Annotated in this window: 33 protein-coding genes and 1 pseudogene; 16 read left to right on the plus strand and 18 right to left on the minus strand. The window is 34.2% G+C overall.

The annotated features are described in order from the left end of the window. Window positions 1-130: 130 nt before the first annotated feature. The 6 genes from ABNX05_RS03755 to ABNX05_RS03780 all read left to right on the plus strand — a co-directional run bounded on the left by ABNX05_RS03755 (window position 131) and on the right by ABNX05_RS03780 (window position 7,165). The gene (locus ABNX05_RS03755) at window positions 131-1,276 is read left to right on the plus strand and encodes a hypothetical protein (RefSeq protein ID WP_349658485.1); all 1,146 of its coding nucleotides are present in this window, start codon (window positions 131-133) and stop codon (window positions 1,274-1,276) included. Window positions 1,277-1,689: 413 nt separating this feature from the next. Continuing rightward, window positions 1,690-2,841 carry a hypothetical protein gene (locus ABNX05_RS03760; protein ID WP_349658486.1) on the plus strand — a complete coding sequence of 384 codons (1,152 nt, stop codon included), beginning with the start codon at window positions 1,690-1,692 and terminating at the stop codon, window positions 2,839-2,841. Window positions 2,842-3,200: 359 nt separating this feature from the next. After that, complete coding sequence (locus ABNX05_RS03765; protein WP_349658487.1) at window positions 3,201-4,349, plus strand: hypothetical protein; 1,149 nt, start codon at window positions 3,201-3,203, stop codon at window positions 4,347-4,349. A 353-nt stretch (window positions 4,350-4,702) separates the two neighbouring features. After that, entirely contained in the window at window positions 4,703-5,851 is a 1,149-nt protein-coding gene (locus ABNX05_RS03770; RefSeq protein ID WP_349658488.1) for a hypothetical protein, read from the plus strand. Window positions 5,852-6,274: 423 nt separating this feature from the next. Beyond that, window positions 6,275-6,586, plus strand: coding sequence for an RNHCP domain-containing protein (locus ABNX05_RS03775; protein ID WP_349658489.1), 312 nt, complete (start codon window positions 6,275-6,277; stop codon window positions 6,584-6,586). A gap of 333 nt (window positions 6,587-6,919) precedes the next feature. Further along, window positions 6,920-7,165, plus strand: a complete 246-nt coding sequence (locus ABNX05_RS03780) for a YkuS family protein (RefSeq protein ID WP_197143042.1) — start codon at window positions 6,920-6,922, stop codon at window positions 7,163-7,165. A gap of 219 nt (window positions 7,166-7,384) precedes the next feature. On the opposite strand, the gene ABNX05_RS03785 is transcribed toward ABNX05_RS03780, so the two are convergent. After that, the gene (locus tag ABNX05_RS03785; protein ID WP_349658490.1) at window positions 7,385-7,687 is read right to left on the minus strand and encodes a YfzA family protein; all 303 of its coding nucleotides are present in this window, start codon (window positions 7,685-7,687) and stop codon (window positions 7,385-7,387) included. A gap of 529 nt (window positions 7,688-8,216) precedes the next feature. Between ABNX05_RS03785 and ABNX05_RS03790 the strand changes: the two genes are divergently transcribed. Continuing rightward, on the plus strand, window positions 8,217-9,140 hold the full coding sequence (locus ABNX05_RS03790) for a VanZ family protein (protein ID WP_349658491.1): 924 nt from the start codon (window positions 8,217-8,219) through the stop codon (window positions 9,138-9,140). Between the two features lie 492 nt (window positions 9,141-9,632). On the opposite strand, the gene ABNX05_RS03795 is transcribed toward ABNX05_RS03790, so the two are convergent. Continuing rightward, the gene (locus tag ABNX05_RS03795; RefSeq protein WP_349658492.1) at window positions 9,633-9,860 is read right to left on the minus strand and encodes a hypothetical protein; all 228 of its coding nucleotides are present in this window, start codon (window positions 9,858-9,860) and stop codon (window positions 9,633-9,635) included. A 184-nt stretch (window positions 9,861-10,044) separates the two neighbouring features. On the opposite strand from ABNX05_RS03795, the gene ABNX05_RS03800 reads away from it, so the two are divergent. From ABNX05_RS03800 to ABNX05_RS03815, 4 genes are all read left to right on the plus strand, one after another. Beyond that, window positions 10,045-10,170 carry a hypothetical protein gene (locus ABNX05_RS03800; protein WP_349658493.1) on the plus strand — a complete coding sequence of 42 codons (126 nt, stop codon included), beginning with the start codon at window positions 10,045-10,047 and terminating at the stop codon, window positions 10,168-10,170. A 6-nt stretch (window positions 10,171-10,176) separates the two neighbouring features. Then, on the plus strand, window positions 10,177-10,320 hold the full coding sequence (locus tag ABNX05_RS03805; protein ID WP_349658494.1) for a hypothetical protein: 144 nt from the start codon (window positions 10,177-10,179) through the stop codon (window positions 10,318-10,320). Between the two features lie 156 nt (window positions 10,321-10,476). After that, a complete protein-coding gene (locus ABNX05_RS03810; protein ID WP_349658495.1) occupies window positions 10,477-10,659 on the plus strand; it encodes an Ltp family lipoprotein in 183 nt (60 codons plus the stop codon). A gap of 189 nt (window positions 10,660-10,848) precedes the next feature. Then, window positions 10,849-11,892 (plus strand): Ig-like domain-containing protein, encoded by a 1,044-nt coding sequence (locus ABNX05_RS03815; protein ID WP_349658496.1) that lies wholly within the window; start codon window positions 10,849-10,851, stop codon window positions 11,890-11,892. Between the two features lie 40 nt (window positions 11,893-11,932). Here ABNX05_RS03815 and ABNX05_RS03820 read toward each other — a convergent pair whose 3' ends face one another. Both ABNX05_RS03820 and ABNX05_RS03825 read right to left on the minus strand, forming a co-directional pair. Next, window positions 11,933-12,274, minus strand: a complete 342-nt coding sequence (locus ABNX05_RS03820; RefSeq protein WP_349658497.1) for a YhjD family protein — start codon at window positions 12,272-12,274, stop codon at window positions 11,933-11,935. Then, on the minus strand, window positions 12,271-12,441 hold the full coding sequence (locus tag ABNX05_RS03825) for a transcriptional regulator (RefSeq protein WP_349658850.1): 171 nt from the start codon (window positions 12,439-12,441) through the stop codon (window positions 12,271-12,273). The genes ABNX05_RS03820 and ABNX05_RS03825 overlap by 4 nt, the downstream gene beginning before the upstream one ends. Window positions 12,442-12,506: 65 nt before the next feature. Between ABNX05_RS03825 and ABNX05_RS26350 the strand changes: the two are divergent. Beyond that, window positions 12,507-12,680 (plus strand): annotated as a pseudogene (locus ABNX05_RS26350) (tyrosine-type recombinase/integrase); the annotation flags it as partial. 25 nt (window positions 12,681-12,705) lie between these two features. On the opposite strand, the gene ABNX05_RS03830 reads toward ABNX05_RS26350, so the two are convergent. Together ABNX05_RS03830 and ABNX05_RS03835 are read right to left on the minus strand one after the other, a co-directional pair. Beyond that, a complete protein-coding gene (locus tag ABNX05_RS03830; protein ID WP_349658498.1) occupies window positions 12,706-13,644 on the minus strand; it encodes a PD-(D/E)XK nuclease family protein in 939 nt (312 codons plus the stop codon). A 259-nt stretch (window positions 13,645-13,903) separates the two neighbouring features. Continuing rightward, window positions 13,904-14,644: a sulfite exporter TauE/SafE family protein gene (locus ABNX05_RS03835; RefSeq protein ID WP_349658499.1), complete on the minus strand. Its 741-nt coding sequence runs from the start codon at window positions 14,642-14,644 to the stop codon at window positions 13,904-13,906. Window positions 14,645-14,734: 90 nt separating this feature from the next. On the opposite strand from ABNX05_RS03835, the gene ABNX05_RS03840 reads away from it, so the two are divergent. Both ABNX05_RS03840 and ABNX05_RS03845 read left to right on the plus strand, forming a co-directional pair. Beyond that, window positions 14,735-15,232, plus strand: coding sequence for a DUF1648 domain-containing protein (locus ABNX05_RS03840; RefSeq protein WP_349658500.1), 498 nt, complete (start codon window positions 14,735-14,737; stop codon window positions 15,230-15,232). 103 nt (window positions 15,233-15,335) lie between these two features. Next, complete coding sequence (locus ABNX05_RS03845) at window positions 15,336-15,518, plus strand: hypothetical protein (protein WP_349658501.1); 183 nt, start codon at window positions 15,336-15,338, stop codon at window positions 15,516-15,518. Window positions 15,519-15,604: 86 nt separating this feature from the next. On the opposite strand, the gene ABNX05_RS03850 is transcribed toward ABNX05_RS03845, so the two are convergent. The 8 genes from ABNX05_RS03850 to ABNX05_RS03885 form a co-directional block, all read right to left on the minus strand. Next, window positions 15,605-15,928: a hypothetical protein gene (locus tag ABNX05_RS03850; RefSeq protein ID WP_349658502.1), complete on the minus strand. Its 324-nt coding sequence runs from the start codon at window positions 15,926-15,928 to the stop codon at window positions 15,605-15,607. Window positions 15,929-16,395: 467 nt separating this feature from the next. Continuing rightward, complete coding sequence (locus ABNX05_RS03855) at window positions 16,396-16,581, minus strand: helix-hairpin-helix domain-containing protein (protein ID WP_349658503.1); 186 nt, start codon at window positions 16,579-16,581, stop codon at window positions 16,396-16,398. Continuing rightward, entirely contained in the window at window positions 16,582-16,791 is a 210-nt protein-coding gene (locus tag ABNX05_RS03860; RefSeq protein ID WP_349658504.1) for a hypothetical protein, read from the minus strand. Between the two features lie 63 nt (window positions 16,792-16,854). Then, window positions 16,855-17,463, minus strand: a complete 609-nt coding sequence (locus tag ABNX05_RS03865) for a CPBP family intramembrane glutamic endopeptidase (RefSeq protein ID WP_349658505.1) — start codon at window positions 17,461-17,463, stop codon at window positions 16,855-16,857. Window positions 17,464-17,709: 246 nt separating this feature from the next. After that, window positions 17,710-18,111, minus strand: coding sequence for a hypothetical protein (locus tag ABNX05_RS03870; RefSeq protein WP_349658506.1), 402 nt, complete (start codon window positions 18,109-18,111; stop codon window positions 17,710-17,712). 60 nt (window positions 18,112-18,171) lie between these two features. Further along, complete coding sequence (locus ABNX05_RS03875) at window positions 18,172-18,465, minus strand: GNAT family N-acetyltransferase (protein ID WP_349658507.1); 294 nt, start codon at window positions 18,463-18,465, stop codon at window positions 18,172-18,174. Beyond that, window positions 18,466-18,600 carry a hypothetical protein gene (locus ABNX05_RS03880; protein WP_349658508.1) on the minus strand — a complete coding sequence of 45 codons (135 nt, stop codon included), beginning with the start codon at window positions 18,598-18,600 and terminating at the stop codon, window positions 18,466-18,468. A 15-nt stretch (window positions 18,601-18,615) separates the two neighbouring features. Next, window positions 18,616-19,056, minus strand: coding sequence for a GNAT family N-acetyltransferase (locus tag ABNX05_RS03885; RefSeq protein WP_349658509.1), 441 nt, complete (start codon window positions 19,054-19,056; stop codon window positions 18,616-18,618). A 113-nt stretch (window positions 19,057-19,169) separates the two neighbouring features. On the opposite strand from ABNX05_RS03885, the gene pdxR reads away from it, so the two are divergent. Next, on the plus strand, window positions 19,170-20,555 hold the full coding sequence (gene pdxR / locus ABNX05_RS03890) for a MocR-like pyridoxine biosynthesis transcription factor PdxR (RefSeq protein WP_349658510.1): 1,386 nt from the start codon (window positions 19,170-19,172) through the stop codon (window positions 20,553-20,555). Window positions 20,556-20,580: 25 nt separating this feature from the next. Here the strand turns inward: pdxR and ABNX05_RS03895 are convergent, their stop codons facing one another. The 4 genes from ABNX05_RS03895 to ABNX05_RS03910 form a co-directional block, all read right to left on the minus strand. Then, complete coding sequence (locus tag ABNX05_RS03895; protein WP_349658511.1) at window positions 20,581-20,979, minus strand: DUF5412 domain-containing protein; 399 nt, start codon at window positions 20,977-20,979, stop codon at window positions 20,581-20,583. 744 nt (window positions 20,980-21,723) lie between these two features. Then, window positions 21,724-22,947 carry a GNAT family N-acetyltransferase gene (locus ABNX05_RS03900; RefSeq protein ID WP_349658512.1) on the minus strand — a complete coding sequence of 408 codons (1,224 nt, stop codon included), beginning with the start codon at window positions 22,945-22,947 and terminating at the stop codon, window positions 21,724-21,726. After that, window positions 22,944-23,672 carry an AAA family ATPase gene (locus tag ABNX05_RS03905; RefSeq protein ID WP_349658513.1) on the minus strand — a complete coding sequence of 243 codons (729 nt, stop codon included), beginning with the start codon at window positions 23,670-23,672 and terminating at the stop codon, window positions 22,944-22,946. Before ABNX05_RS03905 ends, ABNX05_RS03900 begins: the two co-directional genes overlap by 4 nt. A 673-nt stretch (window positions 23,673-24,345) precedes the next feature. Continuing rightward, the gene (locus ABNX05_RS03910; RefSeq protein WP_349658514.1) at window positions 24,346-25,314 is read right to left on the minus strand and encodes a trypsin-like serine peptidase; all 969 of its coding nucleotides are present in this window, start codon (window positions 25,312-25,314) and stop codon (window positions 24,346-24,348) included. Window positions 25,315-25,969: 655 nt separating this feature from the next. Between ABNX05_RS03910 and ABNX05_RS03915 the strand changes: the two genes are divergently transcribed. Next, a complete protein-coding gene (locus ABNX05_RS03915; RefSeq protein WP_349658515.1) occupies window positions 25,970-26,185 on the plus strand; it encodes a hypothetical protein in 216 nt (71 codons plus the stop codon). Window positions 26,186-26,501 lie beyond the last annotated feature (316 nt).

Genomic DNA, 26,501 nt, shown 5'->3' on the forward strand with positions numbered 1-26,501 from the left:
ATTATTAACACACTCATTATTTATATGGAATTTTTAAAACTTTTTCAAAAAACGACGAACCTTTCTATTTGGTAATTCGTCTAAATATTGTAAACTTTATTTTATAGAGTAAAAAAAGGGAGATATAATCATGAAAAAACCGATTAAAAAATCTTGGATGATTGCTTCAGCACTCACAATAGGAATGGCTGTTCTAACGCCCCTTCAAGCAGGAGCTACTTCAGTAGAACCAGTAAATGGTGTTACTGTTCAAATCGAACAACAAATAACAGGAACGATTACAAGCATTAACTATGACGAGATTCATCTAGAAGGTAGAGATGGTAAAAACTATCATATCAGTTTATTTAAATTTGATGAACAACTAGAACAAATGAAATTAGTAGAAGGACAGGAAATCACAGTTGAAGGTGGCGTAGTAGAAGAATATTCAGACTTTTACACTTTCGAAGTATATAAAAAGGCCTTGCCTAAAGGTGTTACAACTGAAGATTTAACAAAATTAGAAAAAATGTTTAATGAAATGAAAAAGCTGATAAAAGAATTGTCGGGTGAAATGACAGAAGAAGAGCTTGACAAGAAATCTGAAGAACTCGGAAGAATTTATGAAGATATGGATAAAATTAGAAGACCATATGTATTAGCTAATTGGCAACCTCAAACGTTTGAAGAATATATAGAAGATTTTGAATTTATCGAAAAAAATATAATTATTGCAGAAAATGATAAAAAAGAGCTTAAAGCTATTTATGAAGAATGGGTAAAACTTGAAAAAGATGGTCAAGAGGAAAAAGCTAACGAAAAAATGGAGAAATTTGATAAAATCCTCAAACCATATTTTGCTGAACTTAACCCACCACTGACATTTGAAGAATATATGGAAGACTTCGACTTAGTAGATATCCCTGCTGAAGCTTTAGCAAAACTAAAAACTATTTATGAGGATATCCGAAAAGCAGATAAAGATGATAATTATGACTTACAAGAAAAACTATACGGGGAATTCTATGACATCATTGATCAGTTCATAAAGCCTCTAACATTTGAAGAATATATGGAGGAATTGGAATTCAAAGTTAATGAAGCGGAAAGCAAGCAATTAAAACAGCTTTATGAAGAAATCTTAAAGCTAGATAAAAAAGAAGAACAAGCAAAAATTGAAGAGAAATGGGAAGCATTTTACTCTATTTTAGAGCCATATTTTGAAGCATCTAAAGAAATCCTAATCTCTGCTTCTAAACTAATACTTAACGGTCAAAAATACCTACCACAATAAATAAAAGAATTGGGGTGTCTCAACAATCATTAAAATGATTATTGGGATTCCCCTTTTGTTGATTCCACAATATTTTTGGGGATTTATTCAAAGCCCATCCCACAGTGTACTCATTTAACTTCTATAATAAAAGTTAAGAAAAACTTCCTTTAGCCTACCTTCCATACTTATGATAAATATAAATCCCCTTCTCTTTTGGCTTGAAAAAACACTACCTTCCATTTTTTATTGGTTCAATCGCACCTCCATTATCTACCTTGTCCAATTGTTACTGCTCAAACTTTAATGTCAAACACTATCATGAAATGTTTAAAACTTTTCAACTTTTTCAAAAAATGACGAACTTTTCCATTTGGTAATTCGTCTAAATATTGGAAATAGTAATTTCCAAATTAAAAAAGGGAGATATGATCATGAAAAAACCGATTAAAAAATCTTGGATGATTGCTTCAGCACTAACAATAGGAATGGCTGTTCTAACGCCCCTTCAAGCAGGAGCTACTTCAGTAGAACCAGCAAATGGTGTTACTGTTCAAATCGAACAACAAATTACAGGAACGATTAAAAGCATTGGCGAATCCGGGGTTGACTTAAAAGGTAGAGACGGTAAAAACTACTATATCAGTTTCTATAAATTTTCTGAAGAACAACTAGAACAAATGAAGTTAGTAGAGGGACAGGAAATCACAGTTGAAGGCGGTGTAGTCGAGAGTTATACAGACTTCTACACTTTCGAGATTTATAAAAAGTCATTGCCTAAAGAAGTAACAAATGAAGAGCTAACAAAATTAGAAAAAATGTTTAATGAAGTGAAGAAGTTGCAAAAAGAATTTTCAGATGACATGACAGAAGAAGAGTTTGACAAGAAATTTGAGGAAATCGGAAAAGTTTATGAAGAGATGTATAAAATTACAAGACCTTATACAGTAGCTAATTGGCAGCCTCCAACGTTTGAAGAATATATGGATGAATTTGGATTCGCAGAAAAAAATATAATTATTGCAGAGGATGATAAAAAAGAGCTTAAAGCTATTTATGATGAATGGTTAAAACTTGAAAAAGATGACCAAGAAGAAAAGGCTAATGAAAAAATGGAAAAATTTTACGAAATCCTAAATCCATATCTTGAAGAGCTTCATCCACCTCAAACATTTGAAGAATATCTAGAAAACATCGAGTTAGTAGAAATCCCTGCTGAAACTTTAGCAAAACTAAAAAGTATTTATGAGGATATACCAAAAGCAGAAAAAGATTACAATACTGACTTAGTAGATAAACTATACGAGGAATTTTATGACATCATTAGTCAGTTCATAAAACCTCAAACATTTGATGAATACATGGCTGACAACTATGAATTCAAAGTTAGCGAAGCGGATAACAAGCAATTAAAACAGCTTTATGAAGAAATCTTAAAGCTAGATTACAAAGAAGAACAAGCGAAAATTGAAGAAAAATGGGAAGCATTCGATACTATTTTAGAGCCATATTTTAAGGCAAATAAAGAAATTCTAATCTCTGCTTCTAAACTAATCATTAACGGCCAAGAATACCTACCACAATAAATAAAAGAATCGGGTGTCTCAACAATCATTAAAATGATTGTTGGGATTCCCCTTTTTGTTGATTCCACAACAATTTTTGGGGATTTATTCAAAGTCTATCGGCATTGTAAGTATAAGAAGAACCTTCTTTAGCCAGTGTGGAAAAAACACTACTTTCAATTTTTATGGGAAATCTCATCTCCATTTATCTCCACTGACCAATAGTTACTGCTCAAACTTTAATGTTAACTATTTAAACACTTAACATGGAATGTTTGAAACTTTTCAACTTTTTCAAAAAACGACGAACCTTTTCATTTGGTAATTCGTCTAAATATTGGAAACAACAAGTTCCAAAGTAAATTAAGGGAGATATGATCATGAAAAAACCAATTAAAAAATCTTGGATGATTGCTTCAGCACTAACAATAGGAATGGCTGTTCTAACGCCCCTTCAAGCAGGAGCTACTTCAGTAGAGCCAGCAAATGGTGTTACTGTTCAAATCGAACAACAAATTACAGGAACGATTAAAAGCGTCAACGGAGACGGGATTAACTTAAAAGGTAGAGATGGTAAAAATTACTATATTAGTTTCTATAAATTTTCTGAACAACAACTAGAACAAATGAACTTAGTAGAAGGACAGGAAATCACGGTTGAAGGCGGTGTAGTAGAGAATTATTCAGACTTCTTCACTTTCGACGTTTATAAAAAGTACTTGCCTAAAGAAGTAACAAAAGAAGATCTAACAAAATTAGAAAAAATGTTTAATGAAGTGAAGAAGTTGGAAAAAGAATTGTCGGGTGAAATGACAGAAGAAGAGTTTGACAAGAAATTTGAAGAAATCAATAAAGTTCATGAAGCTATGTATAAAATTACAAAGCCGTATATGTTAGCTAATTGGCAGCCTCAACCATTTGAAGAATATATAGAAGAATTTCCGTTTAGTGAAAAAAATATAGTTATTGCAGAAAATGATAAAAAACAGCTTAAAGCTATTTATGAAGAATGGGTAAAACTTCAAAAAGACGGTCAAGACGAAAAGGCTACAGAAAAAATGAATGAATTTTACGAAATTCTCGATCCATATTTTGAACAACTTAATCCACCTCAAACATTTGAAGAATATATGAAAGAATTCAATTTAGTAGATATCCCTGCTGAAACTTTAGCAAAACTAAAAACTATTTATGAGGATATCCAAAAAGCAGATAAAGATCACAATTATGACTTACAAGATAAACTTTACGGGGAATTCTATGACATCATTGAACAGTTTATAAAGCCTCAAACATTTGAAGAATACATGGCAGACTATGAATTCAAAGTTAATGAAGCGGATAGCAAGCAATTAAAACAGATTTATGAAGAAATCTTAAAGCTAGATAAAAAAGCAGAACAAGCAAAAATTGAAGAGAAATGGGATGCATTTCACACTATTTTAGAGCCATATTTTGAAGCAAATAGAGAAATTTTAATCTCTGCTTCTAAACTAACAATTAACGGTCAAGAATACCTACCACAATAAATAAAACAATCGGGGTGTCTCAACAATCATGAATAAGACTGTTGGGATTCCCCTTTTTGCTGGTTCTACAATAATTTAGCCCCCCTTCCTGAAATACGATAAATATACCTCCCCTTTCTACTCCGATGTCATTCATAAGCTGGTGGTGGAATTGATTAACACCTTCATTTCCAACAATATGTACCTTGTACTATTGCTACTGCTCAAGCTTTATTGTTATACCCCATTTAAACATTCAACATGAAATCTTGGAAAATTGTATCTTTCCCAAAAAATAACGAACCTTTATATTTGGTAATTCGTCTAAATATTGGAAACAATGTGTTCCAAAGTAAAAAAAGGGAGATACGTTCATGAAAAAACCGATTAAAAAAACTTGGATGATTGCATCAGCACTAACAATAGGAATGGCTGTTCTGACGCCACTTCAAGCAGGGGCCACTGCAGTAGAACCAACAAATGGTGTTACTGTTCAAATCGAACAACAAGTTACTGGAACGATTAAAAGCGTCCACGGAGACGGGATTAACTTAAAAGCCAGAGATGGTAAAAACTACTTCATCAGTTTCTTTAAATTTTCTGACGAGCAACTAGAACAAATGAACTTAGTAGAAGGACAGGAAATCACAGTTGAAGGCGGAGTAGTAGAGGATTATTTAGACTTCTACACTTTCGAAGTTTATAAAAAAGACTTGCCTAAAAATGTACCTAATGATGAGCTAACAAAATTAGAAAAAATGTTTAGTGAAGTGAAGAAGCTAGAAAAAGAAGCTTCAAATGCGAAAAATATGGATGAGGCTGAAAAGAAATATGAAGAAATGAATAAAATTTATGAAGAAATGAATAAAATCACGAAGCCATATTATTTAGCTAGTTGGCAGCCCCAACCTTTTGAAGAGTTTCTAGAAGACTACGGATTTAATGAGAACAATATAGTTATTGCAGAAAATGATAAAAAAGAACTTAAAGCTATTTATGAAGAATGGGTAAAGCTTGAAAAAGATGGTCAAGATGAAAAGGCTAAGGAAAAAATGAAAGGATTCAATAAAATACTCCACCCATATCTTGATGAGCTTTATCCAACTCCAACGTTTGAAGAATATATCGGACGCTTGGACTTAATAGATATCCCTGCTGAAACTATAACAAAACTTAAAAATATTTATGCAGATGTACGTAAAGCCGAAAGAGAAGAGAACTATGATTTATTTGGTGAAATCTGGGCTGAATTCCACGACATCCTTGGTGAATTCATAATACCTCAAACGTTTGAAGAATATATGTCTAGCTTTGAATTCAAAGTTAATAAAGCAGATAGCAAACAATTAAAACAACTTTATGAAGAAATCTTAAAGCTAGATAGAAAAGAAGATTCAGCAAAGATTGAAGAAAAATGGGAAGCATTTTACAATATATTAGAGCCATATTTTGAAGCAATTAAAGCTATTCTAATCTCTGCTTCTAAAATAACAATTAACGGCCAAGATTACCTTCCTCAATAAATAAAAGAATCGGGGACTCAAAAGTTTGCTCCGTCCACCAAGTACAGACTATTTAAATATTTCAATATATTTGTTATCCTTTAAATAAATGCCATATTTTAAGGGGTGATAGATTGACGTTTGATTTATTCAAAACAATTGCTCGTTAGGGGACGAATGCCGAAGTCAGTGATTATAGGTGAACACCTACTAGTGGAAGATGGAGCAGTCCGTCTTACAGTGGTTGACACAAAAGCATAAAATCAATCGTGGTCCGGATCAAAGGATGAAAAAAATCTTTGTGAAGCAGGAACTAGAAGTAATCGTTTTGAAGAGCAAGACGGTGAATTCGTACATTCCCTATAAAAGCCTGTTACTGCTATTGCAGAAAAACAAAACGGAACCCTTCCTTCAATGTTGAAATAACATTTGGAGGAAGAGCAATTGAGTAGAAAAAATGAGAATACAGCATTTCAATGTGAAAATTGTAGTACGATGGTTGAACCATTAAGCAACGGCAGCTTCAGAAATCATTGTCCAAATTGTTTATTTTCGAAACATATGGATAATGTTCCTGGTGACAGAGCGAGTACTTGTAAAGGTTTGATGAGACCAATTGCAGTAGATTATACTGGCAAAAAAGGCTTTCAACTTATCCATCAATGTACAAAGTGTCAAAAAAAGAGTCGAAATAAAGTTACTGTTGATTCCATTCAAGAGGATCAAATTATTCACTTTATGCAATCGATTATTTAGTTAAGTATTTATAAAAGACACATTGGAAATAAACTTCAATGTGTCTTTTTCATAATAATCCAATGTTTATCGTATTCATTTTACTTCTATAGCAAAAATATAAGAGGAACTACCATTATCCCATCTTCCGAAAACACTATAAAAATAAGTCCCCTTTTCTTTTGGTACAGAGAAAACATTATCTTGTACTTTCCCTCCTAACATTAAATTTTATTCTTTGATTTAGATTCAATTCAAATTAGACGTTTTTTTTATTATGTATAACAAAAAAATGAATGTAATGAATAATTAGCAATCCTATATGACACATTACATATAGGAGGTGGAAGAATAATGACTAGAATAATTGGTGTAGAACAATCATTAACAAACGTTGAAGACGCTTTAAAAGCAAAAGGTTATGAAGTTATTCAGCTTCGTACTGAAGAGGATGCAAAAAAATGTGATGCTTGTGTAATCACTGGGCAAGATCGAGATATCATGGGAATTAGCGATCCTGTCATGGCGGGACCTGTTATTGACGCTGATGGTCTTTCTGCTGACGAAGTACTTCAACGTGTCGACAAATATTTCCACTAATAAATAACTAGGTGCTGTCTCTATAGCTTTGTTGACTATAGCGCAGCACCTTTTAATATTTATGTCAATTATAGAATGGACATTAATATATTTGCCCATTAAAAGCACATCAATTATGCCTCGGCATATTGCATCCGTAATTGGCTTTGTGAATAGAAGCCCATCATCTAGCCAGTAGCAATTTTTACAAATTCCATATGTATTTGGCATGAACAAGTATTACTTTTGTAGGCTTGGCGAAAAGACGTTTTTGAGCGCACCGATTATTCCGGGCACTAGAAAGACAATGCCAAAAAAGATAGTAAGTAAATTGAAATTTTTTGTTTCATAAAAGGTAAACCACTCTTTGAAAATTGGCGATTCAGTAATTCGTCCAAATAGCGTTCCACTTATATCTCGATAATTAGGAACCCACCCTGTTGCTTCCAATGTAATAAAGATTATTTGTGACAATACAAATACACCAATAGAAGATACCCAAGGTTTTTTCAAAAATGGAGTATGATGTTGTTTATTAGCCAAGTAATTTCCCTCCCTCTATTTAATTCTATTTATACATATACGTAAAATCAAGGGTTAAATACCAATATTAAACAAATTCACTTAACACCGTTTGCCTTTTCCATTCCATCCAACATGTTTTGTTGTGTGAAACAAAATCCTTGTAATGAATCACCAATAATGACCTAGATACATACAACATATTTACACCCTTTCATCATTCCACTTATGATTTTAGCAAGAAATTTTAATGAAAAAAGACGTGCTTGCTAACCCTCATTTCACTTATTTTTTTGTTGAATTACAATACTTCCCCCTATTAACCAATCCTTTTCGTTGCTTCACAACAAATAAAGAAAGTTTTCTATTGCAATTTCTTAAGAAATCTTCATAAATACCCTCATTAATTATTAATTATTTCCATTTACAATAATGATACTGCCACAGGATTCTATAGGAGTGCTTTATGTACTATAGGCAATCTCAAAGTTAAGGACCAAAGGTAGTTCGTACAATGACAAGCGGTATCGTATGAAAAGGAGATAAAAATATGAAAAAACGAAATTTAATTATGGTGATTACTTTTCTTTACACAGGTCTGACCTTATACTTCATGTTCTTAGGCTTTAATCGTCTTGACGGTTATGAAGAATACAAAAGCGCCGGCTACGAATTTCTGCTCGTCCCATCAGGCGTTCCTTTGAATTTCCCTAGATTTACATTTTCTTGGTTATACGATTTCGGAAATATAGCAGCATTTATCCCCTTTGGTATCTTATTTCCTTTACTCAATCAAATTAATTATAAAAAATTTATAGGATGGTTCATTATTGTGATTCTTGGATTGGAAACGATTCAATCTTTAGCGTATCTCGGGACTTTTGATGTAAATGATGTTATTTCAAATAGTATAGGTGCAACAATTGGATATGTTGTATACAAAGTTGGGTTCACTTCAAACCTGACTATAAAAAAGCTCATTGCTTCATCCATAACTGCCATTATACTGTTAGTTGGCGTGATAATTGTCTCTGAAGTTTTAGATAAACGAGTTAGTCCGGTACAACCATTGCATGTTATTAAAGAAGTCACAGGAACTAAACCACTAACGAACGAAGTACCGACTTTCACTGTAGCTGGACATAAAATAGAACCTCAATTCAATTTATATAGTAATAATGAAAATACTACCAAAACCTATACTTATACTATTGAAGATAAAGAGGAGCTACTATTTTTTCTAAACATTGGCATTCCTGATCAAGAGGATTTCAAAGGTGAAGTGACCATAATTACGGACGGAAAAGTAATATTCAAAAAAAATGAAGTGAATTTGAAAGAAGAATCCGAAACAATTGAAATGCCATTAGAAATTCCGTTATATTACGAAGCTAAAGAAATGACCATTATGATCACAGGTAATATATTGCTATGGGATGTAGGCTTCACAGAACTGAAGCATTGGTGGGAATAGAGTGATTCATTTCGTTATTGGAGTAATTGCATCTTTCTTAACAGTGTAGAAGAATGTTCTTATTTATACCATTCTGGACGTTCTCTTACGTTTCATAAATAAAGTGAAGCTTAGGCGCAAAATTTTATTGAGTACTTGGGTTTCACTTTGTTTATTGTATATTTTTTATTTCAACGTTGTTGAATCGAAAAAAACTTCGTGACAACTAACTTTAGAAATTTAGATAGTACAAATACAAATTTAACGAATCGAATCCACATTGAAGCTATCAATGATGACATCGCCTCTCTAATTTCTATCATGTATGAAACATTTGTATATTAAAATTTTTTTTGATTGAAACAGTTATTTTTCTTGCGCTTTAATGGCAAAATTGATTCTATATAAATTTTGAAATTAACCTACCTTTATAACAGCGCACTTAAAAATTATTTCATCCTTTCAAAGAAAAAAAGCCACATCTTTTTAGAAGATGTGACTCCATACATTTGATTAATCAAATTCTAAAATGTTTTTTTCTACTACAACTTTGTAAACATCTATAGTACTAATTAAAATCGTTTTATAATGTTCTGTTTCAGTAAATGAATACCAAGGCTTCTCATTGAACCCATTAGAAATTTCTTCCGTAAATGTTTCTTGTTCAATATTATTTTTGATTTTATACTCTTCTTCATGACCTTCGTTATAGTAAAACTTCACTTTATACTCATACTCCATAAGTCAACACCTCCCATCTATCTATAGAATGGATTGTAATGACAAGAAATATGAGCATAATAAAAAGCAACACCTAGTTAGGTATGACATTTGCCTCTGCTTTGTTAAATAGTTCTTACTGCAGGTATTGCTGGTGGCATAATGGTTGTATCTTTTATTAGATTCGGCATGACTTCAGACCCAAGTGGTACATCTGAAAATTACAAAAAAGGTAAAAACTGTAGCGAAATCACTTGATGATAAACCTACTATAGTTACACCAGATGAATTTAACAAATTAAAAAATGGAATGAATTTGGATGAAGTATAAAAAATCGTGGGTGCCACACCAAAAAATCCAGATGAAAAAGAAAATGATAATCTAACATTAATTTTGGAGTATGACGGGGAAAATGGAATAGAAAAAGATTCTTCTGTATCACTTATCTTTACAGAAGGAAAATTAAACACTATTCAGTAATATGGTTTAATAATAGAAAAAGAAACAGAGGAAGAAAAAGCATTAGCTGAACAATAAGCTAAAGAGGAAGCAGAGGCTAAGGCTAAAATAGAAAATGCGTTATGTGAACATAAATTAGCATTTCAAAAAGCTGAACGGTATGCTTCGACTATGCAAATGTCAAAAGCAGGTATTTATGACCAATTGACTTCTGAATATGGAGAAAAATTCCCTGCGGATGCTGCACAATTCGCAATAGATAACATTGTATTCGATCGGAAAGGTAATGCATTGAAAAAAGCTCAATTAACGGAGAAAAATTTACTCCAGAAGAAGCTCAATAGGCGATTGATAACTTAAAATAAATAATGTCTTCCACACTAAATATTCTTAAAGGCACACCAAAGGTCGCTCAAATGAGTGACTTTTTGTCAAAAATAAACGATTTTTATTATGGTAAATAAGATTACAAATGGTTAAAGTTGTTATTTAAGGAGGTTACATAAAAATAGATGTTACAAGTTTGATTTGAAAAGGGAGGATACATAAGTGATTAATTTATTTAAGAAAAGTTTTATTTATCTAACATTAATTCTTTTAGCAATAGTAAGTTTTAGCGTTGAAGATGCCCAAGCTGAAGATGGGTATTCAGAAAATTTAATACCTAAAATGTCATCGGATGAATCAGAGTTTGGTAAAGCATCATCTTCAAGTAACCATGTTGAAACACCTAGTTGGAAAGCATTTGATGGTATAGAATATTATAATAGTGGCAATGCGAATTATGCTTGGGGAACGCCCGAAAAAACTGGGTGGTTAGCCTATGAATTCTCAAGTCCAAAAGCAATTAGTAAATATGTAATGAATAATCAAGGAAGTTGGCCAGAACTTTTTCCAAATACATGGACATTTGAGGCGTGGGACGGTTCAAATTGGATAGTATTAGATTCTCATAGCGACGTTACAGTAGACGATTGGAGAAAGAATCCAAAACAAAGCTTCACTTTTGAAAATTCTAGTTATTATAACAAGTACAGGGTTAACATTACACTTACTAATAGCACATATCATGCCGTAAATACAGCAATATCAGAACTACAAATGATGGAAAAAATTTCAACATCACCAAAACCTGAATCAATCTCATTAAATAATAATGTATTAGAACTTCTAGAAGCTAGTCAAGATAAGTTAATAGCAACGGTTACACCTGATACAGCAAAAGTAATTTGGTCATCTAGTGATGAATCAATTGCAACTGTAGATCAAAATGGTAATGTAACTGCCATTCGTGAAGGTGAAGCAATTATTACTGCTAAGGTCGAAAACACTGAACTAGTTGCGACTGCTACAATTATCGTTAAAAAATTTAACAATGAATCATCGAATGCTATTCTAAGTATCACATTGGTGAACGGCATAACAAAAGAATATGATGTTACAAATACCGTTTTAAACAATTACTTAAATTGGTTTGAAAGTGCACAAGGTACTTCGACATTCAAATTTTCAAAAACAATTTCACCTTATAAAAAAGTAACAGAATATATCGTACATGATAAGATTACTTCATTTGAAGTAAGAGAATATTAAACGTAAAAAGACCAGGTACTCAATTGCAATGAGCGCCTGGTTATTTATTTTGGTGACTCAATAATAAATTTTCAACCTTCGTTTTTAGTGCCATATTAGCATATCGAAGAACTACATCATTTCCTGCTGTAGCTACATGCACATCTGTAAAATGTTCGTCTATCTTTTCTAGCTTTATTAATCTTATTTTTTCTTTTGCCAGCGACCTTTTTGAATCGTAATATTCTTGGGTTATGTCTTTTAGTAACCTTTCAAGAATCGGTAAATAAACTTTACTCATTTTCAGATTTTCAATTACAGAGAAATCGCGTTGTAAGGATTGAACAGCCATATCTAGTAACAAGAATTTATGAAATAATTGCCTCTGTTCAGGATTCATCATACAACTTCTCGCTCCTTGTGGAAGACTGGAACAACTGCCAATACACTATCAATCATAACTGTACGTTTTGCCTGTCTATTGAAACAGTAAGCTTGAAATGAATCACCCACAATTTTAATGACTTTTACACGCCTTTTTGTTATGGAACAATCTTTTGCTACATACATAATGTTCACTAATTGATTACGTTGTATAGCTTTAATTTGAGAAATACAATCTTCCTAAATTAAATTTTCATGCTTTACGCCCTTCCTATGCTTCTTATATGGTTAGTAAAAATGTCAACTTTAAGATTATTCAAGAACAATTAGGTCACTCTGATATAAAAATGACGATTAACATTTATAGTCATTTAACTAGTAAAGATAAAAATAAAGCTAGTGACTATTTTGATGATTTAATTTAGTTGTTCACTAGCTCCATTTTCAAAATCAATTCTGCACACATAATTCTTTAAAATTACATCCTTTGCAGTGCCATTTTTCAGTGGTTTGCTCAAATTCCTCAAAGTCCACGGGTTCATTCGAGAAAATATCCGCCTGATATTTTTTCATTTCTAACACACTTCGCTGAAACGTATGTAAAATATTGTCCATATCAAATGCTGTAAAGGCGTATTTTTTTCGTTTGCCTGTTAATAAATATTCATTATAAACATCAATCTGGTCAAGAGATACTCGATATTTCTGCTGAATATAGTAAGCATAGAGTGCTAATTGTTGGCGATCATCATCGGACTCTCCCCCTGTTTTCCAGTCGATAATAATCCACTTGTCTGCTATCTCATCATAATAATGAAAATCCATTACGACAAAAACTTGTACACCCTCGATTTTCATGGAACGAAATTGTTCAGGCTCACCGATTCGTAGAGAGCCTTTTTGTGCGGTAATTTGCTGGAACGTTGCACTATTAAGAAAGTTGTCAAACACAGCCGTCATGCGCTCCTTATAGTCCTGTACCAGTTCAGGATTCAACTTCCCTTCGTAATAAATTTCTTGCATCATATGAAATTTATTAGGCTTATGTCTCCATAAATCTACATGTCGTGTAGAATCGATAAAAGCGGCATTAAGTTGGCCACGTGCACGATTTACAAGTTCAGCAACAGTCGGAATCTCGCGGGTTTGCAAATAATCATTGATCGATTGTTCTATTAAATGATGGACGATTTGTCCAAATAAAATCGGCATCGATTGAAGCTTTTTTAAGCGATAGACATGTTGATGATATGGCTCCACATTGTAACTGAGCCAGCCATTATGAGAAAAATAATATTCATAGCCATATTTCCGTGCACAGCTTGTTAACGTTTTATGACGTGATAGTGACCACGAAAAAGATGGATAAGGTGTGATTTCAAACATCATATCGCCTCCTTAAATCTGTTTTATCAATTTCGCCTTGGCGTAATTGCGTCTGGATTTTGAATTGTGTTCGCACAATTCGTTCCTCTCAAAATACGTGACATCCGCCGGAGGCTTTGGGCCAGCATGATGTTGGTCACTCAGTCGTTGCCACAGGACGTGGCGTTCTTAGACTGAGTTCCTCTATTTCAGTAGATGTTTGGATACTTACTGAAAAGAAATTACATCTCTATTTATCTCATCACCTTCGTAGGTAAATCTTCTACTGAATAAAGATAAAATCATAGACGAGCTGTACGATCAGCACAATGGTTACAATTCGCAGCAATAGCTTTACTTGATTTGCCTTAACCTTTCTGGCAAGGAAAATGCCTATTTGTGCACCGATTACAGAACCAATCATTAATACGATTGTCAACGGCCAATCAATTTTTCCTGTGGAAATATACGTAATCGAAGCTCCTGAGCACATCGCAAAAACACCTACACGCGACAAACCTACTGCTTTCATATAAGAGATTTTCTCATGTGCATATGTATAAAGTGCCAACGTACTGCTACCAGGGCCGAACATGCCATCATAAAAACCAACCCCTAAAAGGATTGGACCGTTTTTATGATTCATTGTAAAGCTTTCTTTTTCTCCAAATTCAGCCCCACCTAAAAAGGACATAACAAGGGCAAAGCCTAATAAAATGATGGCGATAAACGTTAATGTGTGACTGCTCATAAATGATGCAAACAGACCTCCAAGTGTACCACCTATTAAGGAAACAAGTAATACTGAACGCATTTCTGACCATAAAATTTCTTTTCTTTTATAAATTGTGTAAAAGCTTGAAAAGGCACTGACCATATTAGAAACCTTATTCGCACCGATCGCTGAATGGACTGGTACCCCTACTAGCATCATTGTCGGTAATGTTATTAACCCGCCACCTCCAACTAAGGTGCCAATGATGTTGCCGATGATTCCAATTAGTAAAAACAACAAGTATTCCATCTAACCCTTCTTTCTATGTCACACATGGTGGTATTCTTATGATACAGTATAACAGACTGCACTTTTTTAATTAAACTATGAGGTGAACAAATGCTAGAACAACAAAAAACACCTACACCACGCTTTTGTAAATCGCTAACGCTTATTGTTGCGACTATTTTTTTAGCTGGCATTACGGCAACACTAATCCAATACAATAAGCTCCCCGCTTCTATACCGGTTTTGCAAAGCTTTAAGAGTGAACATGCACAATTTGGCCCGAAAATCACCATTTTTTATTTACCTTTCATTGCCTTAATGCTATTTTTGCTTTTACAATACTTAGAGATGAAAGCAGCTTATCCTACTCTACGTAAAAATAAGCCTACCTTATCTCATATCCAGCGACAAAATGGAATCATTACCTTTTGTCTCATCAAAAATAGTATACTCTTATACTTTACATACTCACTATTCAATGATTTAACAGTTGCATTAGGACATGATCGCATTTTACAGCAGTGGCATGCTTATGTATTTTTATTTGTACTAAGTACAATATTTATAATGGGGATTGTGCGTGGGGTTTTATTGAATAAAGAGAAATAGAGCATACGATCCGCTGTACTAATGGGTGATAAATAACAGAAAATGTAGAATTAAAATATCTGTTTATCAAAAAGTTGCATCGTTTTGCCCCTTTAGATATGTTTTGTCTAAAGGGGTTTCTTTGCTCTTTCATTATGAACGACACGATGCCATTCAATTTATTAGAGTTGACTATGACAGGCAGGCTGAGCTTATGATTGCAGAAAAATTGGGTATGCCCCAATTTGATAAGATTATGATGATATTATGTTTGCAAATTATCGAAATGCTTAGAGGCATTTTTTAATCGGGCGCATTGAACATACTTTATTTCAAATCTACAAAAAAAAATAAGCTACTTGATGTCAAATAGCATCAAGTAGCCTATATTTTTTACAGATCCATTTTCATCTGTTCGTAGGTATGTATTAATACATATTTTTGTACGCCGCGCGCAAAGGCAATGCTTTCTTTCTGATACTGATCAAACGCGGTTTCATTTTTCACCTTGTGCGCATAAACCACTTCAATTGCTGGCTGCATCCACGGCTTTGTGAGCTGATCGCTTCGCATGTCTGTTGTTCGTTCTTCAAGTGCAGCAATATAACATTTTGCATAGCCAGTTAATGGCTCTTTATTTATTTTATTTGCCGCATCCTTTGCTTCCTCTAAATTCTCTTCCATGATCGCCTTAATAAATTTACAGTTATATTTCATTGCTGGCTGCTTATACTTTACAATTGCTGTTTCTAATGAGTGTATCTGGTCTTCCTTTGTACCATAAGCAACTGCATATAGGTAGGCAAAAAAAGATGGTTCTTGCGATCTTTTACTAACTTATCTACCAATTTCATATTATTAGTCCACAATACAATATGTATATATCTATAAATCATTGCAATCGCGATTAGGATAATAATGCCAAGTGAAATAGATGGGCGAACCCCAGCTAGTGATAGTAATAGTGCCAACATAAATATGACCAAATAAAATATGGCTAGTTATGTAATTTTCATAATTCTACCTATTGTAATTTCCTTCGCATTTTTCGAGAAAAAATAAAGCCTGCTCCAAGGAAGAATATAAGCGCCATAAATTTCATGAGGGGAATAATAAATAACTTGCTAATTACGAGAACAACAAGGATATAATAAACAACCATTGCCAGTAATAATAATGTTAGTTTATTCACAGTTCTCCCTACTTTCATTTAGTGCTACTTCAATGGCCGCTAATGCTTTCGGTCCCATCCCGTGTAATTTTTTTAACGTCCATAAATCAACCTTTTCCAATTGCTCTAATCGTGTATATCCTGCCGCATTTAATGCACGTATAGCAGGCTTCGCTACACCCTTTGGCCATTCCGTCATTTATGCTCGTCCCTTCCTTTTTCGTCTATTAAGGATCTCTGTTCCTATAATACCTATTATTAGTATAGCGAGTGAGGCGACATGATAATCAACGAAAAAGGTCGTAAATGCTATATTATAATAATGGCATATGGCAGTGATAATACGCCCTCCCATTAATATTAAACCGATAATCAAGCATCCTTTTACAACTTGCTCGATAAATTGCATTTCTTTCACTCCTCTGCTTTATTATGCAATCGAACATGATGAAATGCAAATCGGCAATGCATTTTAGAGTACATTAAACATGGCCATAAAGGAGGCCAACAGATTGCCAATGCCATGTATGCCCCAGCTTGTTATGATGGAGCCATTAGATTTTCTTTCATTGATCCACCCCATTAAATATCCTGCAAAACCAGTTGCTAAAACAACTAACATGACAACTCCAAAAGGAATATAAGAGTAAAACATCCAACCATGTAAAATACCAAATAATAAACTTTGCACGATATTTCCTATTTGAAAACCAAACTTATGCATGAATCTTTTCAGTAAAAAGCCTCGGAAGAACAATTCCTCTGACAATCCAGTTTGAACAATACTATATAAAAGTGCAGGAATGAGTGCTGAAAAACCAAGCCCTGTAAAACGATTTGACGCTAAAATTGAACTATCTAGGTAAAAGTAAGTAATTGTAAAAAGTGGCCCGAAAAATAAAACAATAATGACTAAAAGCCATAAAAAATAATTTCCTTTGTTTTCAATGACAGGCTTTCGAAGTCCGAGCCATGCAAAAAATGATTGCTCCTTTTTGGCTGAGTTCAACCACCAAATAAACAGTATAACTGAAAATAAAATGACCTGAAAAACTGCATCTATTACACTTTGCAAAACCATATTTTTTCCCCCTGTTCATAATGTTTTACATGAAGTATGACAAGCGATGGTGAAAGGTTCTTCTCGGATGGAGAAATCCGCCGTTATTCTAGATGCCCTTCTTCAATGTTAAGCATATTAAATAGCCGAGTTAAAATCAAGGATTATTTAATGATAATCATTAAATATTTAACTTTTATAACTAAATACTCAATGTTAATCATTATTTATCCATAAAAAATACGACTAGAAAAACACTAGTCGTTTTCATTCTTTATTCGGATTTAGCTCAATAAAATCTGTAATTTCATCTTTTAATTCATAAACTAAATCAAAATAATGATGTTCGTTCAGCGCCCCCTTCTTTCGCCATTTTTGCATTTCTTGATAGTGAAATGTCACAAAATAATTTATTATTTCACGTTGGTCAATACCTTCCCTTTTTGCCATATCGACAATCGAAAGTCCTTCTTTCCAATATTGATCATACACTTCTTGCGTAATCCCAAGAACTTTACAAATAGCAGCATAATCGTACTTTACATGGTAAACAACCTGTCCTTCCTCACCATTTGCATGTTGTTGAATTACATTATTTGCATAACCAATTGGTGTAAAACTCATCATAACTATGCTTATTAGAAAAAGCTTTTTGAACGTTACTTTCATATAAACCTCCTTCATGTTTACATTAGTGTGTGAGGTTTAAAAAATCATATTCCTTCTTAATCACAATGCTTTTCGAAAAGAATAGCACCATTTTTCATATCCTAATCGATCCTCATAAAAGCGATGTGCATTATTCCTTTGGATACCTGACTCTAAAGCAATATAGTGCGCCCGATTTTCTTTGCCCCATTGATGAAGATAATGCAAAAGTTTCTCACCATAACCTCCTGAACGATACTGCTCATCCGTTACTAAATCATAGACAAAGATATGGCGTTCGCTGTAAAAATTGACTCTCCAACTTAATCCGGTGACAACAATCATTTTCTTATTTTCAAATAATGCAAATACCATTTAGCCATCTTGAGTCATTTCCTTTAACAATTGGAGATACTTTTCTACTGTTAATTCCGTACGGAGCTGCACGATAACTGCATATGCATCCAACCACTCCTGCTCCGTTGTTAATTGTTTGATGGTTACAGTCATTATTCGAACCTCTATTTACCAATATTTAATATAATGAAATACGCCATTATCAATTCTCATCCCGAGCTTTTCATATAGTTTTTGAGCACGCACGTTGTCTGTCGCTGTTTCTAAACCTAGATAACGCCCATCGTTTCGTACACAATACGAATAGCACTGTTCAATTAGGGCATGTGCTACACCATGTTTCCTAGCATGCTCGGCCACAAATAGATCGTTTAAAATAAATGCCTTTTTCATTGCAACAGATGAAAAAGTAGGATAGAGCTGAACAAAACCAACTGGCTGCGCATTTATATAAGCTAGAAAAATGACCGACTCTTCCTTATTTAAGCGCTCTAATAGAAACTGTTTAGCCCGCTCTAAATCAGATTGTTGACCGTAAAATTCCCGATAGGCATTAAATAATGGCAGCACGTCTCCAACAGTTGCTATAGTTACTGTACAAATCTCCATTCACTTATCTCCCCATTCCTTTTTTATATGTCATTCTTGTATAATGATAAATAGTAAACTGACATTTAAAAAGAAACAGTTCTAGACATTTCACCATGTCAAGGAGGAGCTTTATGGAGGATTTTATTTTTTTATTCACTGATGAAGAGGCAAAGTATAAACAAATTTATCAGCAGGTCAAATTGTTAATCGAACAAGGGACATTGAAAACAGATGATTCTCTTCCTTCTATTCGGAGGCTAGCCGAAACTTTACATGTCAGTCGGAATACAACGTTAACTGCCTATGAGCAGCTCGTAGCGGAAGGATACATACGTGGTAAAGGACGCAAAGGCTATTTCGTCAATGATTTTGAGCAAGTGTTTCTTCAAGAGGAACGACCAAGCTTTACTCAAAGTACGAAAAGTAAGCGTGAAGATATCAACATTGATTTTCGTGCTGGCTCTGTCGATCAGCAGCATTTCCCTTTAAAAATATGGCGTCAAATGGCTAATCAAGTGTTACCTTTAAACGAGTGCTATCAATATGGCGACCCTTTCGGCGAGCCACTTTTAAAGGAGCAGCTTGTACATTATTTACTTCAAGCTCGTGGGGTTCATGTAAACAAAGAAGACATTATTATCGGTAGTAGTACGCAACAAATGTTAATTTATTTAGGCTTTCTATTAAAGCAAGATTTCCAAAGTGTAATTTTAGAAGACCCTGGCTACAACGGTGCACGAGAAGCGTTCAAGCTACATGACTTTCGTATAGAGACATTACCTGTGTTGCAAAGCGGTGCGCAGCTTGAGCATTTAGCGCATTTACATTCGCGTTTACTCTATGTCACCCCTTCTCACCATTTCCCATATGGGGTTTCCATGAGCATTCAGCAGCGACAAGCATTAATTCAGTGGGCCAAAAACGTCGATGGATATATACTTGAGGATGATTATGATGGTGAATTCCGTTATACACAACAGCCATTTCCTGCTCTCGCCTCCATCGACAAGTCACGTGTTATTTACATGGGAACATTTTCAAAATCATTTTTACCAGCGATTCGTTTAAGTTATATGGTGCTACCAAAAGCACTTGTTCAGCCATATAAAAAACGATTTGCTCATTTTGAACATAACGCCTCGTCCTTACATCAATTAACAATGGCGAAATTCATGGAACAAGGTGAATGGACGCGACATATTAAAAGAATGCGTATCACCTATAAACATAAAATAAATACACTTGTAGAGGAAATTAACAAACAATTTGGAGAAAAAATTATGATTCTTGGAGAGCAATCTGGACTTTATATTTTGGTCAAGGTGCATACCCAATTTTCAGAAGAACAGCTCATTCAAAATGCACAACAATACGGAGTAAAGGTCTACCCAACGAGCCCCTATTTTCTACGACAGACAAGTTCAGCTCCAATTATTCAATTAGGCTTTAGTAAGTTAAAAATGGAAGAACTTATCCTCGGTGTGCAACTACTAAAAAAAGCTTGGATTACAAAATAAATAGCCATATCTGCAATTGTAATGGCTACTTATTTTCTCGATAATCATATGTTTCTTCAGGCACATTCAATGTCACACCGTTAATACTGACCGTATCATCGTCGCTCCATTTAATATAAGCTTCATTTTTTCGATATTGCCAATATATTTTTTTAGACTTTCTTTTTTCATGATTGAAAATTAATTCTCCCAATACCGTATAAGAAGTCGTCGCACCAGCATCTGAAACATAAGCTTTCACCGTATAAGTTCCTTGTGGCGATGTAGATTCAGCAATCAAATCTTGTTTAAATCTAGACCAATCGAAAAATAACCAGTAAATACCGTACCCTATATTACTAGCAAAAAACAAAATCCAAATAAGTAGCACTAGAAGAGTTTGTTTATATACTTTCTTGCGTTGCAGCTTCTCGGTTTCGTTCATCGGTATACCCCAATCTGTTTATATAAGGAACGATTTTAGCGAAGTAGATGTTTCCTTAATAAGGAAGTGGAAATTATTAATTTTCCAAAGCAGTTGTTTCACTGACAGGATCAGTTCTTTCGATTACCCGAGCAGTTTTTTCTTGGACGTGATCAGTTCTCTCACTTACCCGAGCAGGTTTTACTCGGACCTGATCAGTTCTTTCGCTTACCCGAGCAGGTTTTACTCGGACCTGATCAGTTCTTTCGCTTACCCGAGCAGGTTTTACTCAGACCTGATCAGTTCTTTCGCTTACCCGAGCAGATTTTACTTGGACCTGATCAGTTCTCTCACTTACCCGAGCAGTTTTTACTTGGACCTGATCAGTTCTCTCACTTACCCGATCAATTTCCACTCGGACCTGATCAGTTCTTTCGCTTACCCGAGCAGGTTTCACTTGGAGCTGATCAGTTCTCTCACTTACCCGAGCAGGTTTCACTCGAACCTGATCAGTTCTTTCGCTCCCGAGCAGTTTTCACTCAGACCTGATCAGTTCTCTCACTGACCCGATCAATTTCCACTCGGACCTGATCAGTTCTTTCGCTTACCCGAGCAGTTTTCACTCAGACCTGATCAGTTCTCTCACTGACCGGAGCAGGTTTTACTTGGACCTGATCAGTTCTCTCACTGTCCCGATCAATTTCCCCCCTGAATCCATACAAAAGGGATCTGCACAGCATCTCACTGCACAAATCCCGTTTTTTCTTAAAAATAATCAATAAACGTTGGAATGCCAATTGGTAGTACTGTCTCTAGTAATGCAATTTCAATGGCATTGCCTTGTAAACGCTCAATTTTTTCTAAATAGCTCGGTCGTTTATAACCTAGTAACATCGTGGCAAGAGTTTGGACCGTTAGCTGAACAGCATTTTCAGACTGCACCTCACTCACCATTTCTACCGTGACTTTTCCATCTTGCTTTGTGATGACAAATGTGCCATTATTCCATGCCACAATGCGATCAGTTACAGCTAGTCGAAGCTGAAAATCATTTCCCGTGAATGGATAGCGAAGTAGAAATTCTTTCACATCGACAATTCGTGCCATAAAATAAGGGGACACTTTTTGAATAATTTCACTATCTTCTAATAAAAAGGCAACGGCTTCATTGCCAGTTGTTTTACCATAGACATTATAAATCATCGAGCTATGTGCTGAGACAAAATTCCATAAGCCTTTCCGCGCCTCTTCCTGCAAATAGACAATCTCATCGATGTAGTAATTTTCCTCCATAATACGGTAAAACATATACCCCTGTGGCAGATCATCCTCATCATAATATACGGCTGCCTGAAGGTTCACATCACTATCAATAAATTTTTCTTCCCAGAAATCTTCTTGAAACTTTTCATTCCAAGCAATGCTATTTCGCACCATGACACCATGTGTCTTTTTGGCATAACGTGCATAGATGTTTACAACATCTTCATGCTTCGGATCGACACGGCGGATTTTACCGTTTAAGCCTTTATGGTGAGGAAGCTGCGTATCCTTAATCTGAAATTCCACAATATCACTCATAATTTCCCAGCCCTTTTTCCGGTAATACGGGATTGAATATGGAAATAAATAGGATATACTTTGTCCTTCATTGCGCATTCGTTCCAGGCTCTCAATAATAAGGCTCTCCATCAATCCATGCCCAGAATATTCGGGGTACGTTCCGACCGCAGTAATGCCTCCCATTTCATAGATCTTACCATGGACATTTACCTCAAAAGGTAGGCTTAAAATTTGAGATACAAGATGCGAACCATCGAACCAACCAATGGCATGCCCCTCATTAAATTGCTTACTTTTGGCATTTACAAAGCGACGATCCTTATGAATGGACATGGACATTTGAAAAACATAATTAAGCAAATCGATAGACTGTGCCATTTCATCTAATCGTATTTCTCGCATGACTAAGCCTTTACGTTGATTCATGATTCTCTCTCCTCATCAAATAACTCTGAAAAAATGGATTCCGGTGCATTTAAAAAGCGCTTCGTAACGATGTAATGAATGGTATCCTCATAGCGAATAGACTCAATGTCCCCATTATCAAAACTATAGATTGTCGCATTTGGATAGCCAAGTAAAATAGGTGAATGAGTGGCGATAATAAATTGGGCCTCATGCTCCAAATCCTTCATAATTTTAAGAAGACTAAGCTGCCTAGTCGGTGACAATGCCGCTTCAGGCTCATCCAATAAATAAATAGCTTTCCCCTTAAAGCGATGCATAAATAGCGATAGAAAGGACTCACCATGTGATTGATGATGTAAAGACTTACCACCAAAAGCGGTATATTTTCTTGGATCTTCTATCAAATCAATATGACTTGCAAATTGATAAAATGTTTCCGATCGTAGAAAAAAACCATTCGTCACTTTCGGCATCCATGACAAACGGATATATTCCCCTAGTGAAGACTCCGCCTTATGTACTTCATATATATTTTGACGACCACCACCCGCTGTATTAAAATCACAGCGATCCGCAATTGCCTCCAACAGTGTTGATTTCCCGGAGCCATTTTCCCCAACAAAGAAGGTCACATTCGTAGGAAACTCTAGCTCTTGTAAATCCTGCAAACTTGGTATATTAAAGGGATACTGGTCATTATCTTCAATATCACCCTGTAATACCTTACATGATTTTAAATACATTTTGTTTCCTCCCTTACTACTATTATACCGCGATTATGCTTTTTTCCAAATATAAGCTACGATATCAAGGACTTAAAAAAAGTTCATAGGTCACAAAAAAGTCGAGTTAGAACAAGTCATAAACTCATCATTTCACTCACCCTACAACCGTACCTAATCCAAAGCTATAAAAACTAAATGATGTTCATTAAAACATTTCCGCAGCTACAATTTCATATGAAATATTTCCTGAGAAATAAATAAAAAATATGTCGAAAGTCGCAATAAAAAATAATAAAATTATGCCATAAAATAGCGATTTACAAAAATCATTGTAGTAGCATAAACTGTTTATCTCATCTTAAAACATACAAAGAACAACCCACTTTGAACTGCTATTTCCCGCTATAGCTAATATTAATTTTGTACTTACAATAAATATACCTATAGCAATCACTTGTTGATTTAGGAAATAGCTTCCCATAGGTTCGTTTTTTTGTTTACGGATCTTTATTACAATTCCTAATTCCTCGGAGTAAAACAATATATTTATACAGGTGTATACTAACTATAGGTATCAGAGTTTTCCTTGAAAAAGCTGAAATAATGACCAGTTTATTGAAGGCTTTCTATTTCAATTTCCCGAAAAAATAGACAAACCGAAATTCTCAGTTTGTCTACAATATTAGTAATTTTACTCTAAAGCTTTGGAAACAAATTTAAACATATAAGAGTTCATCTTAGGTCCTCCATTCATAGGGTTCCCATTAATAACGAATGAACCTCTATGAACACCTACAATTTGATTGTCAGTATTTAACAATGCCAAACCGGATTGTCCTGGTGCAGTATCAATTGTATAAAAGGCTACAGATGCATCCTCTCTAGTAATATTTCCTCTCGTACCAAATTGAGAAATTTCACCACTTGCCTCCATTAAGTCTCCCGGATAACCATAAATACCGATATTTTGATTAAGAAGATTATTCACCTGTTTGATTCCAAAAGTACCTGCAACATCTCCCGCCTGTTTATTGTCTTTTGATACATCTAAAACAAGAATAGCGAAGTCTTCAGAGCTCGAACCAGTTGAAGCCCAATTAGCAGCTACATAATAATCATTAACATTATAAGAACCAAATAATCCAACACTATTACTTACACCAGGGTAAACCTTTGCACTAGTTATAGTCTCTTTTGTTTCTGGATTTATAACACAATGTCCATTTGTTAGGACTTTGTTTTTCCCGATTAAAGAACCTGTACAAGAACCACCTTTTCCATCAGGCCAATTTATTTCAATATACGTAATTGCACTATATGGCATTTCTTTAGTATTCTCTACTTTTTTTCTACTATCGTCACCGATGACAATCCGTGGTGATATTTGTAATGGTCCTCTAGCAGTAGAATCATTAATAACAACTGGTGGTGGTGTGATATCGATAAACGAGTGACCTTCCAATATGGAATCAATCTGAACGGGAGAAATTTCACCTGTTCCTTGAACGCTTGGTATTTCATTGATTAATTGTGAAATACCGTCATTAAACTCTTCATACTTAATGATTTCTCCTTTCGAGTTGATCATGTCATAAGGATGAGATACCTTACTTGGATCAAATGAAAATTCACCTAAAGACTCCTCAGCAAAAACATTCATAGGAACTAACAAAAGATAAGCATAAAGAACAACTTAAAAGTAATTTTTTTCATTTTATTCCTCCTTTGGATTTAATCTATTTGTAGTTTAATAGAAATATCAGGAAAAACAAATGTAAAATATAGAAAATAAAAAATATTATTAATATGACGACAATTCAGAATATGTTAGAAACTATTATTAATTGCTTTTACTCGCCATTTACGATTGAAATAAAATCAAATTTTTTTCGAGTAAAAATATCTTCGCTTAATTTCTAATTTAGATTTTTCGATGTTCTTAACACAATTGTTTGTTTCGTTAATGACTACATAGCCAATTTCACTTGTGGCTTTTTCTTACTTGCTACCAGTTTACTCATACCTCAACAATCAAAAAACAACAAAACAAGCATCCAAACACCGTCCATAAATTTCTTTTCTTCTGCCAAGATTCTTATGGTATCTTGGCAGAACACTTAAAAGCATTGCTACCATTTTGAAATGTTCTATATTTTAAGCTCTTCTCATACATTGTGTAAAACCTTCTACCTTGCAAATACCTCCGAAAAAAATCTCCCCCTCTTCATTCTATAAGTACAATTAATGTCATGTTTAAATGGAAGGTACAGCTCACGTTTTTTTCGTTAAATAACATGTTATAAGGAGAAGAAAATATGTATGTAACTCATTTTTACGAAAACAAGACGTCCGTTTTAAGCCAACTACTAGTAAGTCTTCCTATTGTCGAAGAAAACATTAAAATTAAAGGACGTAAAGCAAAAATTGTTCAGATTACTCAGATGGACGATCACAACTATCACGTAAGTATCATTTTTGAAAAAGTACCTAAAAAACAACCATTAAAAGAAATTGGGAAGAAAAAGAGATAGCTCTTCCCTTTTATTGTGCTGACGCTATCATTTCATGGTAGCGTTTTAACTTATTAAAAGCAGGAATCGAACTCTACAAAACTCCCATTGCAAATTGTTCTCAATGAGAATAATTATTTCAAAACGAAATATTTGACTTTTCAATTGATAACGATTATCATTATCGGTAGATTATTTCTTTTCTCCTAAATGCTTAATTCAGAATCCCCCCTATTTTTTTGAAATAAGCATGTATCAAACGGATATTCTTACATCAGACTAAGAATATCCGTTTTTCAACTCCTTTGTGCAAGCACAAAGCCGAATCGGAAACAAT

It is taken from the genome of Lysinibacillus zambalensis, assembly GCF_040183165.1.
Lineage (GTDB): Bacteria > Bacillota > Bacilli > Bacillales_A > Planococcaceae > Lysinibacillus > Lysinibacillus zambalensis.